At 65.7% G+C, this 13,699-nt stretch carries 11 protein-coding genes; all 11 read left to right on the forward strand.

From position 1 onward, the window contains the following. The 11 genes from G442_RS0109015 to ftsA all read left to right on the forward strand — a co-directional run bounded on the left by G442_RS0109015 (position 1) and on the right by ftsA (position 13,606). Entirely contained in the window at positions 1 to 1,464 is a 1,464-nt protein-coding gene (locus G442_RS0109015) for a UDP-N-acetylmuramoyl-L-alanyl-D-glutamate--2,6-diaminopimelate ligase (RefSeq protein ID WP_026397740.1), read from the forward strand. Next, positions 1,461 to 2,876, forward strand: coding sequence for a UDP-N-acetylmuramoyl-tripeptide--D-alanyl-D-alanine ligase (locus G442_RS0109020; RefSeq protein ID WP_026397741.1), 1,416 nt, complete (start codon positions 1,461 to 1,463; stop codon positions 2,874 to 2,876). The genes G442_RS0109015 and G442_RS0109020 overlap by 4 nt, the downstream gene beginning before the upstream one ends. Further along, on the forward strand, positions 2,876 to 3,967 hold the full coding sequence (mraY, locus tag G442_RS0109025) for a phospho-N-acetylmuramoyl-pentapeptide-transferase (protein ID WP_026397742.1): 1,092 nt from the start codon (positions 2,876 to 2,878) through the stop codon (positions 3,965 to 3,967). Before G442_RS0109020 ends, mraY begins: the two co-directional genes overlap by 1 nt. Positions 3,968 to 3,980: 13 nt before the next feature. Beyond that, a complete protein-coding gene (murD, locus tag G442_RS0109030; RefSeq protein ID WP_026397743.1) occupies positions 3,981 to 5,390 on the forward strand; it encodes a UDP-N-acetylmuramoyl-L-alanine--D-glutamate ligase in 1,410 nt (469 codons plus the stop codon). Next, positions 5,387 to 6,553, forward strand: a complete 1,167-nt coding sequence (locus tag G442_RS0109035; RefSeq protein WP_026397744.1) for an FtsW/RodA/SpoVE family cell cycle protein — start codon at positions 5,387 to 5,389, stop codon at positions 6,551 to 6,553. Before murD ends, G442_RS0109035 begins: the two co-directional genes overlap by 4 nt. Then, positions 6,550 to 7,806, forward strand: a complete 1,257-nt coding sequence (murG, locus tag G442_RS21550; protein ID WP_146882210.1) for an undecaprenyldiphospho-muramoylpentapeptide beta-N-acetylglucosaminyltransferase — start codon at positions 6,550 to 6,552, stop codon at positions 7,804 to 7,806. Before G442_RS0109035 ends, murG begins: the two co-directional genes overlap by 4 nt. Continuing rightward, on the forward strand, positions 7,803 to 9,236 hold the full coding sequence (gene murC, locus G442_RS0109045) for a UDP-N-acetylmuramate--L-alanine ligase (protein WP_026397745.1): 1,434 nt from the start codon (positions 7,803 to 7,805) through the stop codon (positions 9,234 to 9,236). Before murG ends, murC begins: the two co-directional genes overlap by 4 nt. A gap of 83 nt (positions 9,237 to 9,319) precedes the next feature. Continuing rightward, on the forward strand, positions 9,320 to 10,231 hold the full coding sequence (gene murB / locus G442_RS0109050) for a UDP-N-acetylmuramate dehydrogenase (protein WP_035376428.1): 912 nt from the start codon (positions 9,320 to 9,322) through the stop codon (positions 10,229 to 10,231). Then, positions 10,228 to 11,208, forward strand: coding sequence for a D-alanine--D-alanine ligase (locus G442_RS0109055; RefSeq protein ID WP_026397747.1), 981 nt, complete (start codon positions 10,228 to 10,230; stop codon positions 11,206 to 11,208). The genes murB and G442_RS0109055 overlap by 4 nt, the downstream gene beginning before the upstream one ends. Then, positions 11,205 to 12,221, forward strand: a complete 1,017-nt coding sequence (locus G442_RS21555; RefSeq protein ID WP_146882212.1) for a cell division protein FtsQ/DivIB — start codon at positions 11,205 to 11,207, stop codon at positions 12,219 to 12,221. The genes G442_RS0109055 and G442_RS21555 overlap by 4 nt, the downstream gene beginning before the upstream one ends. Beyond that, the gene (gene ftsA / locus G442_RS0109065) at positions 12,218 to 13,606 is read left to right on the forward strand and encodes a cell division protein FtsA (protein ID WP_026397748.1); all 1,389 of its coding nucleotides are present in this window, start codon (positions 12,218 to 12,220) and stop codon (positions 13,604 to 13,606) included. The genes G442_RS21555 and ftsA overlap by 4 nt, the downstream gene beginning before the upstream one ends. Positions 13,607 to 13,699: the final 93 nt, after the last annotated feature.

Below are 13,699 nucleotides of genomic sequence, written 5' to 3' on the forward strand. Positions count from 1 at the left end.
ATGCGTCTGTCCGCCCTTCTCGCTACGGTGGGACTGCAGCTTTCCGCAACCCATGACCCGGACATCACCGCGATCACGGCCGACAGCCGCGAGGCCGCGCCGGGCGTCCTGTTCGCAGCGCTACCGGGTGCGAAGACGGATGGTCGTCGTTTCATCCCTTCCGTCATCGCCGCCGGAGCCGCCGCGATTCTGGCGCCGGCGGACACGCCGGATATTGAGCAAGCGAACGTAGCGCTTGTAAAAAGCGCAGACGCACGCCGCACACTTTCTCTTCTCGCTGCCGCTTTCGTCGGACCGCAGCCGGACCATCAAGTCGCCGTCACCGGGACGAACGGCAAGACCAGCACTGTCGATTTCCTGCGCCAGCTCTGGATCGCGAGCGAGCGCTCCGCCGCCAGCCTCGGCACCCTCGGCCTGAAGGCGCCCGTCACGCTGCCGTTCGAGATTCCTTCGCTTACGACGCCGGACCCGGTCACGCTGGCGCGCGGCCTCGCCGCCCTTCGTACGTCGGGAGTGACGGACGTCGCCATGGAGGCCTCCTCCCACGGCCTCGATCAGCGTCGTCTCGACGGCGTGCGACTCTCGGCCGCCGGTTTTACGAACCTGACCCGCGACCACCTCGACTATCACGGCGACCTCGCCGCCTACCGCGCCGCCAAGCTCCGTCTGTTCGACACGCTCCTACCCGAAGGAGCTGTAGCCGCCGCCAACGCCGACATGGACGGCGAAACGCTCGACGCAATCCGCGACATCGCGAAGCGGCGCGGGCTGGTCCTGCGGCTTGTCGGCGAAAATGGTGACACGTTACGCCTGTTGAAGCAGGAATCCCTGCCTGAAGGGCAACGCCTCCGGGTTTCCGCCTTCGGCCGCGATCACGACATCATCCTGTCGCTACCTGGACGTTTTCAGGCTGACAACGTTCTGCTCGCCGCCACCCTGGCGGCGCGGGACGAGGCTGGCGTCGAAACTGCTCTTGCACACGCGCAGCAACTTCGCGGCGTGCGCGGACGAATGGAGCGCGCCGCCCTGCTTGGCAACGGCGCCGCAGTTTACGTCGATTACGCCCACACGCCCGACGCATTGGCGCGTGCCCTGACGAGCCTGCGTCCCCACGCGCGCGGGCGTCTGCTCGTCGCCTTTGGCGCGGGTGGCGACCGTGATCGCGGAAAACGTCCCTTGATGGCCCGTGAAGCAGCCGCCAACGCCGACGTCGTTATCGTTACCGACGACAACCCGAGAAGTGAAAACCCCGCCGACATCCGTCGCGACGTGCTGGCGGGCGCGCCCGACGCGTTCGAAATCGGCGACCGCGCAAAGGCCATCGCCGCCGGACTCGACATGCTCCGGCCCGGTGACGTGCTGCTCGTCGCCGGAAAGGGACATGAGCAGGGGCAGACCATCGGCGGCGTCGTGCATCCGTTCGACGACGTTAGCGTCATACGCGAACTGGCGGGCGCGGCATGAGCGCACTCTGGACCGCTCCGGAACTTGTCGAAGCGACGACGGGATCTTTCCCGGACGCCGACAAAGTTCGCGACATCGTCGTCACAGGCGTCTCCATAGACACACGAACACTGGTCCCCGGCGACCTGTTCATCGCTCTGGTCGGCGAAACGTCCGACGGACACCAGCATATTCGTGCGGCTCTTGAAAAAGGCGCATCGGCAGTCCTCGCGCATGGCGACGTAGCGGGTCTTGCCGATGACCCGCGCGTGCTGCGCGTCGCTGACACCATGACGGCGTTGTGGGATCTGGGCCGTCATGCGCGCGCGCGTTTCGTCGGCAAGGTCGCAGCCGTGACCGGCAGCGTCGGCAAGACGACGACGAAAGAAATGCTGCGCGTCGCCCTGTCCGCGCTCGGGCCGACGCACGCCGCCGTCGCATCCTACAACAATCACTGGGGCGTGCCGCTGACGCTCGCGCGCCTGCCGCGTGACGCCGCGTTCTGCGTGATCGAGATCGGGATGAACCATCCCGGCGAAATCGCTCCGCTGGCGGCCCTCGCCCGCCCGGATACGGCGGCGATCACCACCATCGGTTCTGCGCATGTCGGGCATATGGGCGGTCTGGACGCCATTGCGCGTGAGAAAGCCGCCCTCATCGCGGCGCTGCGCCCCGGCTCCATCGCCGTAGTCCCGGACGACGCGGCCGGACAGGACATCTTCGACGAAGTCGCCCGCGCGGCCGACGTCTCCCTGTGGCGCTCCGGCCTTCTGGAAAAAAGCGAAGCGCAGATCAGCAGCTTTACAACCACCTCTGTAAGCGGCTCTTTCATGGCCCATATCGCAGGCGTCGGGACGCCTGTAACGCTGCATGCCCCCGGATTGCATCTGGCGCGCAACGCCCTGACGGCGCTCGCGGTCGTGGCGACGCTCTTCGTCGACGACCGCGCCAAGACCCGGCAGGCTCTCTCCACGGTGGCGCAGGCTCTGGCGGCGTTCTCGCCCGGCGCGGGACGCGGCGCGCTTACTACCATCATGGCCGGCCGGGTCACTCTGCTTGACGAAAGCTATAACGCCTCCGTCCTCGCCATCCGCGCAGCCCTCGACGTGCTGGCGCTTGCGCCTGCCGATCGCCGCGTAGCCGTTCTGGGCGACATGCGCGAACTCGGCGCCTTCGCCAGCGCCGAACATCTGTCTCTCGTCGATCCGGTCATTGCCTGCGCAGACCTCGTTTTTTGTTGCGGACCTCATATGAAAGAACTTTTCGACGCCCTGCCGTCGTCTCTTCAGGGCGCATGGCGCGCGGACTCGGACACGCTCGCGCCGATCGTGCGCGCCGCCCTTCACAGCGGTGACGCCGTTCTGGTCAAAGGCAGCCTCGGCACCCGCATGCGCGTCATCGTCGAAACCCTGCGCGCGGCGGAGACCGTCTGATGCTCTATCTTCTGGTCTCCCATCACGCGCATGGGCACACAAATCTGCTCAACCTGTTCCGCTACATCACCTTTCGCTCCGGTGGCGCGTGCCTGACGGCGCTTGCTATCGCGTTGATGCTCGGCAACCCGGTCATTCGCGAACTTCGCCGGATCCAGCGTGAAGGACAACCGATCCGCGCCCTCGGCCCGGAGCGGCATATTCTGGAAAAGGCGGGCACACCCACCATGGGCGGCGTGCTGATCCTGATCGCGCTCTTCGCATCGACCCTGCTCTGGGCGGATCTGGAGGACGGGTTCGTCTGGGCCGTTCTGTTTGTTACGGCGGCTTTCGGCGCAATCGGGTTCGCTGACGACTATCTGAAGCTTTCCCGCCGCAATACGGACGGCGTGTCAAAACGCACGCGGCTGGGCTGCGAATTCGCAGCCTCGCTTGTCGCCGGGTGGTGGATGGAAAGCATGATGCCGCCGGACCTTGCGAACTACGTCGCCTTTCCGTTCGTGAAGGACCTGCTTCTGCCTTTGGGGTTCGCGTTCCCGATCTTCGCTATGATCACCATCGCCGGTTTCGGCAATGCCGTGAATTTCACTGACGGACTCGACGGGCTCGCAACCGTGCCCGTCGTCGTCGCGGCTTTCGTGTTCGCGCTGATCTCCTATCTGGTCGGCAACCATCTCTTCGCCGACTACCTGCAACTCCACGCCGTTCCCGGCACCGGCGAACTGGCGATTTTCTGCGCCGGACTCGTTGGCGCAGGCCTTGGTTTTCTCTGGTTCAACGCGCCTCCGGCAGCGGTGTTCATGGGCGACACCGGCTCCCTGTCGCTCGGCGGCGCGCTTGGCGCGGTGGCGGTGGCGGTCAAGCATGAACTGGTGCTCTGCATCGTCGGCGGCCTATTCGTGATCGAAACCCTGTCCGTCGTCATTCAGGTTTTCTGGTACAAGCGCACGAAGCGCCGCGTGTTCCTGATGGCGCCGCTGCACCATCACTTCGAAAAAAAGGGATGGCAGGAGCCCAAAATCGTCATCCGCTTCTGGATCGTCTCCATCGTTCTCGGCCTGTTCGGCCTCGCCACGTTGAAACTGCGGTGAGGACAGGACGCGCATGACGGAGTTTCCGACAGACATTTTCACCGGACGCCGCTTCGCGGTTCTTGGACTCGGACGCAATGGCGCCCCTGCGGCGCGCGCTCTGACGCGCATGGGCGCGACGGTGCAGGCGTGGGACGACGGCGAAAACGGCCGCGCTGCGCTGGCGGAAACTGAAACCGGGATGTCCGGCGAACTCGTTGTGGCGCCGTTCGAAACGCTCGCAGGCTTCGACGCTCTGGTGATGTCGCCCGGCATTCCGCATATTTTGCCCAAACCCCACCCGGTCGCGTTGCTGGCGCGGAACGCAGGCGTTCCCATCGTCTCCGACGCCGAACTGCTTTTTCAGGCCGTGCGCAAGGCTGGCTCCAAAGCGCGCTTCGCTGGCGTCACCGGGACGAACGGAAAATCGACGACAACCGCATTGCTCGCGCATCTTTTGCGCTCCTCCGGCGTTCCTGTCGCCGAAGGCGGGAATCTCGGCCCAGCCGCGCTTTCGCTCCCATTTTTGCCCGATTCCGGCGTGTATGTTCTGGAGATGTCCTCCTACATGTTGGAACGGCTTGTGGACTTGCATTTCGACGTAGCGTGCCTGCTGAACATCAGCCCCGACCACATCGACCGTCACGGCGACATGACCGGGTACGCCAACGCAAAATCGCATATTTTCGACCGCATGGGCGCACACGATCTTGCCGTCATCGGTATGAACGACCCCGTGCTGGATGACATCGCGTCCGACCTTCGCACGCGCGACGTTCCCGTTCGAACAATTTCGGCCACCGATAAACACGCGGACATTCACGCTGATGACGGCGGGATTGTTGATGAAAGCGGCCGGATCGCTACGCCGGGCGCGTCCCTTCCAGGCGCACACAATGCCGAAAACGCCTGCGCCGCTCTCACCATGGCGCTTCGTCTCGGCGCCCCTCGCGACGTTCTCGCCAAATCCATTGGAGATTTCGACGGTCTTGCCCACCGGCAGAAACTGATCGCCCACGCCGACGGCGTCGCGTTCGTCGACGACAGCAAGGCGACCAACGCCGACGCCTCCGCCCGCGCGCTTGCGTGTTACGATCGTATCGTCTGGATCGCCGGAGGCATCGCCAAGGCGGGCGGGATCGAAGATCTGGCGCCGTATTTCCCGCGTATCGCCGAGGCTTTTCTGATCGGACGCGACGCGCCAATGCTGGCGGAAACGCTGGCGCGCCATGGCGTGGCGCACAGGATCGTGGGCGATCTGGAGCACGCCGTCCCCGCCGCCTTCGCAGCAGCGAAGGCCAGCGGCGCCGAAGTCGTCCTGCTGTCGCCCGCCTGCGCCAGTTTCGATCAATTTTCCGGCTTTGAAGCGCGAGGTTTACATTTCATTGCGCTTTCGCGTGCTTTACTAATGAATCAAGGCAAATCGGGGCTCCCGGAACGATGAGCAGACTTTCACGCATCGACAATTCATCGATCGGCCGCTGGTGGCGCAGCGTCGATCGCATGACGCTCGCATGCGTCGGAACCCTCATCGGCTTCGGCTACATCCTGATGCTGGCGGCAAGTCCCGCCGTCGCGGTGCGCATTGGCGCCTCGCGCAACATGTTCATTTTCAAACAGGTCATGTTTCTGGCCATCGCGGGCCTGATCGTCGTCGGCGTGTCGATGCTGTCGCGTAAAGGCGTCATGCGCCTCGCCTTCATCGGATGCGTCGTCGCCATTGGCGCCACCGCCATGACCCTGGTCCACGGCATCGAGATCAAGGGAGCGCGCCGCTGGATCGCACTTCCCATGATGTCGGTGCAGCCCTCGGAATTTCTCAAACCCTGTTTCGCGGTCGTCACGGCGTGGCTTCTCGCCCAGAGACGCGTGCGCCGGTATTTCCCGGGAATGCTGCTCGCTTTTGCCGGGTACGGGGTCATTCTCGTCCTGCTGAAGTCGCAGCCTGATATCGGGATGCTCACCGTCATCACCACCGTGTTCATGGCGCAGCTTTTCGTCGACGGCCTCAACATCCTGCTGGTGGGCATCGGCTTTGGCGCGATGGGCGGCGCGGGAGTAGCGGCCTATTTCATTTTCCCGCACGTCCGTTCTCGCGTCGAACGCTTCCTCCACCCCAATGTCGGCGACCATTACCAGATCGACACCGCGCTCCGCGCTTTTGGCAACGGCGGCCTGATGGGACGCGGCCCCGGCGAAGGCCGCGTCAAGGATCTGCTGCCCGACGCGCATGCCGACTTCGTTTTCGCAGTCGCGGGCGAAGAATACGGCATGCTGATCTGCCTGTTCATCATCGCGGTGTTTGCGACAATCGTTATCAGAACGGTCCTTCGCCTGTTGCGTGAAGACGACCCGTTCCTGATCCTCGCGACATCCGGTCTGGTCACCGGGTTCGGCCTGCAAGCGTTCGTCAACATGGGCTCGACGCTGCATCTCATTCCCACGAAGGGCATGACACTGCCGTTCATATCTTATGGCGGCTCGTCCGCCATGTCCGTCGCACTGACAATTGGCATGATGCTCGCGCTCACGCGCCAACATGTCCGGCAAAGCCGCCTTGGCCGAACATTGGCGACCCCGACCGGCGCATGGAAGGCGGCGACATGAGCATGCGTGACGAAAACGGTCCGATCGTGATCGCCGCAGGCGGCACCGGCGGGCATTTCTTCCCGGCCGAGGCATTGGCGGAGGCTCTGGTGGCGCGCGGGCGCCGCGTCGTCCTGATGACCGACGCGCGCGCCGGCCGACGCACAACGGGCGTGTTCGCCAACGCTGAACAGTTCGTACTGCCCGGCGCCGGAGTGGCCGGGCGCGGCCCGGTGCGTGCGCTGCGCGGCGGGCTGGCCCTTCTGAAAGGCGCATGGGCGGCGCGCGGCGTCATGACCACGCTGCGTCCGTCTGCGGTCGTCGGCTTTGGCGGCTATCCCTCCGTTCCGCCGCTGCTCGGGGCACGACTGCTGGGGCGCACGAACCGCCCCGCCATCATCCTGCACGAAGGCAACGCCGTGCTTGGTCGCGCGAACGCCGTTCTGGCGCGCTTCGCCGACGCGGTTGCGACATCCTTCCCGAGCGTCGCCGGACTGCCCTCACGCGCGGCTGCCCACATGACCGGCATGCCCGTCCGCCCCGCCATCGCCGCGCTTGCTGGCGAGGCCTATCACGCACCCGACGAAACTATCCGGGTTCTGGTCTGGGGCGGTTCCCTCGGCGCACGGGTGTTCTCTGACATTGCGCCGTCCGCCCTCGCCGCCCTGCCGCTCTCGCTGCGCGCCCGCCTGCATGTGACACAGCAGGCGCGGGCGGAAGACGCCGAACGCGTTCGCGCCGCCTACGCCGCCGCTGGCATACCTGCGCGCGTGGAGTCGTTTTTCTCCGACGTCCCCGCCCTGCTGCGCGACGCGCATCTGGTGATCGGACGCGCAGGCGGGTCGTCCGTTGCGGAAATCGCCACCGCCGGACGCCCGTCGATCCTGGTTCCTCTTCCCGTCGCAGCAAGCGACGAGCAGACGGCCAACGCACGCTCGCTTGAAACGATCGGCGCGGCGCGGCTGATGCCGCAGCCTGTTTTTACAGTGGAATCCCTCGCAACGGCACTGCTTCCCCTGCTTGAAAGTCCGGAGACGCTGACAGCGCAGGCCGCCGCCGCCGCAACGCTGGCCCGGCCCGACGCCGCCGAAAGACTGGCCGACCTGGTGGAAGCGAGCTTGCATCAGGCGCCGCCGAGCGCCTATGCCCACCCCCACTCGTCCGGGCCGGACGGCGCTGGCGCGCAACCGCCGCCCGTCGGCTCCCCTGTGTCCGTCACGCTTTCCGGCGACGCAAGTCGCTCGCCCGCCCTGTCCATGGAGTCCCACGTATGAGAGCTCTTCCGCTGTCCATCGGCGTCATCCACTTCGTGGGCATCGGCGGGATCGGAATGTCCGGGATCGCCGAAGTGCTGCACCTACTGGGCTATAAGGTTCAGGGGTCGGACATGTCGGAAAACGCCAATGTCCGCCGCCTGCGCGCCGCAGGCGTCTCCGTGACCATCGGCCATGACGCCGCCAATCTCGGGCAGGCGCAGGTCGTGGTGATCTCAACCGCCGTGGGCCGTGACAATCCCGAAGTCGTAGCGGCTCGCAGCCGTCTGATACCGGTCGTACGCCGCGCGGAAATGCTGGCCGAGCTGATGCGTCTGCGCTGGTCGGTCGCCATCGGCGGAACCCACGGCAAGACGACGACGACCAGCCTGGTCGCCGCCGTACTGGAAGCAGCCAAACTCGACCCGACCGTGATCAACGGCGGCATCATCGAGGCCTATGGCACCAACACGCGCATGGGCAAAGGCGAGTGGATGGTGGTCGAGGCCGACGAGAGCGACGGGTCGTTCCTGCGCCTGCCTTCAGTCATTTCGGTCGTCACCAACATGGACCCGGAACATCTTGACCACTGGGGATCGGCCGAGGCCATGGAGGCCGCATACGACCAGTTCGTCTCCAACGTGCCGTTCTATGGCTTCGCGGTGCTGTGCATCGACCACCCGGCTGTGCAGCAGATGATCCCGCGCCTGTCGGATCACCGGATCGTCACCTACGGCTTCTCGCCGCAGGCCGACGTTCGCGCGGAGAAGCTGATCACCGACAAGCTGGGCGCCACGTTCGAGGTCCAGATCACTGACCGCACCCGTCGTCGTTCGCGTCGCGCAGGGCCTTTCCGCCTGCCGATGCTCGGCAGCCACAACGTCCAGAACGCGCTGGCTGCGATCGCCGTCGCCACCGAAATGGACATCGACGACGCCACCATCCGCTCCGGCCTCGCTTCCTTCCGTGGCGTGAAGCGTCGCTTCACCCGCACCGGCGAAACGGCGGGCGTGACGGTGATCGACGATTACGGGCACCACCCCGTCGAGATCGCCGCCGTACTGAAGGCGGCCCGACAGGCTGGCGCGCGCCGTGTCATCGCCGTCGTGCAGCCCCATCGCTACTCCCGCCTTCAGACGCTGTTCGGCGAGTTCTGCACCTGCATGAACGACGCCGATTCCGTGATCGTGGCCGATGTCTACGCCGCCGGTGAAGCGCCCATCGACGGCGTGAACCGCGACTTTCTGGTCGATGGCCTGCGCGAGCGCGGACATCGCTCCGTGGTGCCGCTGACCGACCCGGCGCACCTTGCAGAGATGATCAATGCCATGGCCAAGCCCGGCGACTACGTCGTGTGCCTGGGCGCGGGTTCCATCACCAACTGGGCGCAGACGCTGCCTTCCGAACTCGCCGCCCTGCAGAGCGGGCAGAAAGGCGGTTTCGCCGCATGACGGACACGCTCGCCCTGCGAAAAGCCCCGACGACCGAAGGCTCCCATGCCGCCGGAACGCTGGCGCACGCGCTCGGCGACGCGATGCGCGCGGCGCGCGGCAAGGTTTCGTTCGGACAGCCGCTCGCCCCCCGGAGCTGGTTCCGCGTCGGCGGCCCCGCTGACTGCCTGTTTCAGCCTGCGGATGGAGACGACCTCACATCGGCTCTGTCCCGCCTCTCCCCCGAACTGCCGGTGACGACGCTGGGGGCTTGCTCCAACGTCATTATCCGCGACGGCGGCCTGTCCGGCCTCGTCGTGCGGCTCGGCGGAGCCTTCGCCTCCATCGTCACAGAAAAAGACGGGCTGACGGTCGGCGGCGCTGCGCTGGACGTGACCGTCGCGGAGACGGCGGCTGAGGCCGGACTGGCGGGGCTGGAGTTCCTAGCCGGAATACCGGGTTCGATCGGCGGTGCCGTGCGCATGAACGCCGGCGCCTACGGATCGGACATCGCCGCCGTGCTCGACTGGGCGGAAATCGTCACGCGCAGCGGCGATCTCGTCCGGTTGCACGCTGGCGACCTGCGCTTCGGATATCGCCGCTCGGCCCTGACCGACGGTTCGGTCGTCGTCCGGGCGCGCCTGCGCGCCACAGCGGCCGACAGAAATGACATCGCCGCCCGCATCGCCAACGTGCGCGCGGCGCGGGAAAGCTCCCAGCCCGTGCGCGCACGGACCGGAGGTTCGACGTTCCGCAACCCGGACGCAGCGACTTCGCAACTGAAAGCCTGGCAACTGATCGACGCGGCCGGATGCCGCGGCCTGATGATCGGCGGCGCGCAGGTCAGCGAAAAACACTGCAATTTTCTGATCAACACAGGCGGCGCGACGGCCGCCGATCTGGAAACGCTGGGAGAAACCGTGCGCAGCCGCGTGATGGAGCAGTCCGGCGTGTCGCTGCACTGGGAAATCAAGCGCCTGGGAATTCCATCAACCGAGACAGGAGGCGCGGCATGAGCGCGATGCGACGGGTTACAGTGCTGCTCGGCGGCGCCTCCGCCGAGCGCGAGGTCAGCCTGTCTTCCGGCGGGGAAGTCATCAAGGCGCTGCGGGCTGTGGGGCACGAAGTCACGCCGCTCGACCCCGGTCACGACGTCATGGCGCTGGTCTCCGGGCTCCGCGAGCAACGGCCCGACGTGGTGTTCAACGCCCTGCACGGCCGCTTCGGCGAAGACGGCGCCATCCAGGGCGTGCTTGAGTGGATGGGGCTTCCCTATACCCATTCTGGCATTCGCGCCTCCTCCACAGCCATGGACAAGGCGGCCTCCCGCGCGCTGTTCATCGCCGCAGGCCTGCCCATGGCCAACGGCAAAACGGTGACGATCGCCGAGCTTGCGGAGGCTGATCCGCTGCCCGCGCCATACGTCGTCAAACCTCTGGACGAAGGGTCCTCGGTCGGCGTGTCCATCGTTCGCGAAGGCTCGAACCGCCGCGCCGAAATCGCAAGCGCGTGGCGCTATGGACCACTCGCACTGGTGGAATCCTATATCGCGGGCCGGGAAATCACTGTCGGCGTCCTCGACGACGGTGAGAACGAGCCGCAGGCTCTGACCGTCACGGACATCTTGCCGAACGTCGCCACCGGTCACGATTTCTACGATTACGACGCAAAATATGGCGACGGCGGAAGCCGCCATGTCCTGCCCGCCGCGATCCATCCCGACATCTTCCGCCGCGCCTGCGAAATCGCAATCGCTGCGCACAAGGTTCTGGGCTGTGCGGGCGCGTCACGCTCCGATTTTCGTTACGACGACACCGACTGCGGTCCCGACGAGCCGGGACGTCTTGCGCTGCTGGAAGTGAATACCCAGCCGGGCATGACCCCGACCTCGCTCCTGCCGGAGCAAGCGGCTTTTTGCGGAATTTCCTATGAGGAACTCTGCGATCGGCTGGTGCGCGAGGCGGAACGCCGCGCCGAAAGAAGCCGCCGTTGAGCCAGCGCCCGGTCTCACCCCAACCAAACGCCGGAAACGGCACGGGCGCGACCGGGCGTCGCTCGACACGCATGGATCGTCCATCGCGCATCGGGCTTCTTTTACGGCGTCACAAAGGCCTTTTGAAAACTCTCGGCCTGCTGGCCGTTGTCGGCGCGGGCGGCTTCGCATTCTTTTCGTTTCACGGCAACGACGCTCTGTTGACGCCGCTGAGGAGCAGGCTTGAGGCCGCTATTCCCCTGAAGGTGACGGCGATCCGGGTCGAAGGCCAAAACCTCACAAGTCTCGACTCTATCCGCACGGCTCTCGGTGTTTCGGTTGGCGACTCAATGCTGGGCTTTCATGTGACGGAAGCACGCCAACGCCTCGATGATCTGCCATTTGTCGATCACGCCAGCGTCGAACGGCACCTTTCCGGCCTGATCGTGGTTCGCCTTGTCGAACGCCCGCCGTTCGCCGTCTGGCAGAACAAGGGACGTTTCGTGTTGATCGACCGGAACGGCGAACCTGTTCCCGACAAGGGCATGACCGGCAAGGACGCCCAGGCGTTCATGAAACTCCCTCTGGTAGTGGGCGAAGGCGCGGCGCACGGCGCGGCGGAACTGCTCGACGCTCTTGCGAAAGCGCCAGACGTCAGCGCGCGCATGACGGCGGCGACTCTGGTTGGCGAACGCCGCTGGTCGATCAGCCTACGCGACGGCACGGTGGTGCAACTGCCTGAAGCTGAGGAAGAAGCCGCGCTCAACCGCCTCGAACGCCTGCAGAAACAGTTCGGACTGCTGGACCGCCCGGTTGAGGTGATTGACATGCGCTTGCCCGATCGCCTGACCATCCGCGAGCGTCAGGCTCCGCCAGCGCCCGACAGCACGCAGGGCGCTACGCCTGTCGACGGTCACGACGATGCGACGACGCCGCATTCCGGACAACAACCCGGCGCAGAAAACGGAACGACCGGCGGAAGCGGCGAACGCAGCGGACGCGCGAACACAACGGAAGAAGGGCTGCCGGCATGAACGACCTCGTCGAGACTCCCTCAACGTCAGGCGCATTGGCGCTCGTCGGCAAAGGTCCGGAACGTCGTCGTCCGGCGGGACGTGGAGAGAGCGACGATTCATCGCGCCCGCCTGGTCTGCCGCCCTCCGAAAGTCGTCCTCACGCGCGCGCATGGCGTCGTGAGGTGGTTGGCGTCCTCGATATCGGTTCGACCAAGATCACCTGTCTGATCGGCAAGGGCGAGCCTGACGGGACGTTGCGTGTGCTGGGATGCGGTTGGCTACGGTCGAACGGCGTCAAGAACGGCGCGGTCGTCGATCTCCGTGCGGCCGAATCCATCATCCGGCAAGTTGTCGGCAATGCGGAACGCGAATTCGGGCGTTCCATCGACAAAGTCGTCGTTAATCTGTCGTGCGGACAGCCGGAAAGCCGGTTGTTCAACGTACATTGGCCAGTTGGCGGGCGGGAAATCACTGACGCCGACATCCGGCGGATCGTGACCGAAGGACGAATGAAAGCGCAATCCGAAGGACGCGCGGTCATTCACACGCTGCCTCTGGATTTCGCGGTGGACGAGACCGATGGCGTGACCGATCCGCGTGGCCATCTGTGCGACCAGTTACGCGCGCGCCTGCACGTCATCGATTCCGCCTCCACCGCGCTGCGCACGCTGGACTCCCTGCTCGGCCGCGCCGAACTGAAACTCGACGCGCTCGTCTCCGCACCGCTCGCCTCCGGCCTCGCCGTCACGGACGCCGACCAGAGAATGATCGGCACCACGGTCGTCGACATGGGCGGCGGCACCACGTCTCTTGCAGTCTTCGCGGAAGGGCAACTGGTCCACACCGCACAGATCGGCGTCGGCGGGGAACACGTCACGCGCGACATCGCGCGCGGACTTGGCACGTCGTCCGACAACGCCGAGCGGCTGAAGACCATGCACGGTCACGCGGACCTGTCGGGAGACAGCGACGACGGCGTGTCGATCCGCATCGAGCGCGCGGGCGTCGACGCGCCCAGCTTCGAACTGATGCCGCGCGCCGCGCTGGGCGACATCATCCGTCCGCGAATCGAGGAAACCTTCGAACTGGTCCGCGACCGTCTCGACGGCGCGGGGCTTGGTCGACTCGCTGGGGGCCGGGTGGTACTGACGGGCGGCGCATCGCTGCTGGACGGCGTCGGCTCAGTGGCGGCCCGCGTGCTCAACCGGCCCGTGCGGCTCGGGAGGCCGATGAACGTCGTCGGACTGCCCGCGGAGTGCGCCGCAGCGACCTTCGCCACGACCGCAGGCCTCCTCGCCTGGGCGGCTTCGGTCGAACGCCCCTTCGGGGACATTGAGTTTACGGAAGAGCGTCCGGCCGGATTTATGAACCGTCTGGTATCGTTTATCCGCGATCGTGTCTGATATGTTCGCCTAGACACGCATTTTTTCGATTCACAGGCCGATTCGCGGGGTGTACCGTGACGGTCACGACGCCGCATCATCGTCCAAGGAAGC

It is taken from the genome of Acetobacter nitrogenifigens DSM 23921 = NBRC 105050, from assembly GCF_000429165.1.
GTDB lineage: Bacteria > Pseudomonadota > Alphaproteobacteria > Acetobacterales > Acetobacteraceae > Acetobacter > Acetobacter nitrogenifigens.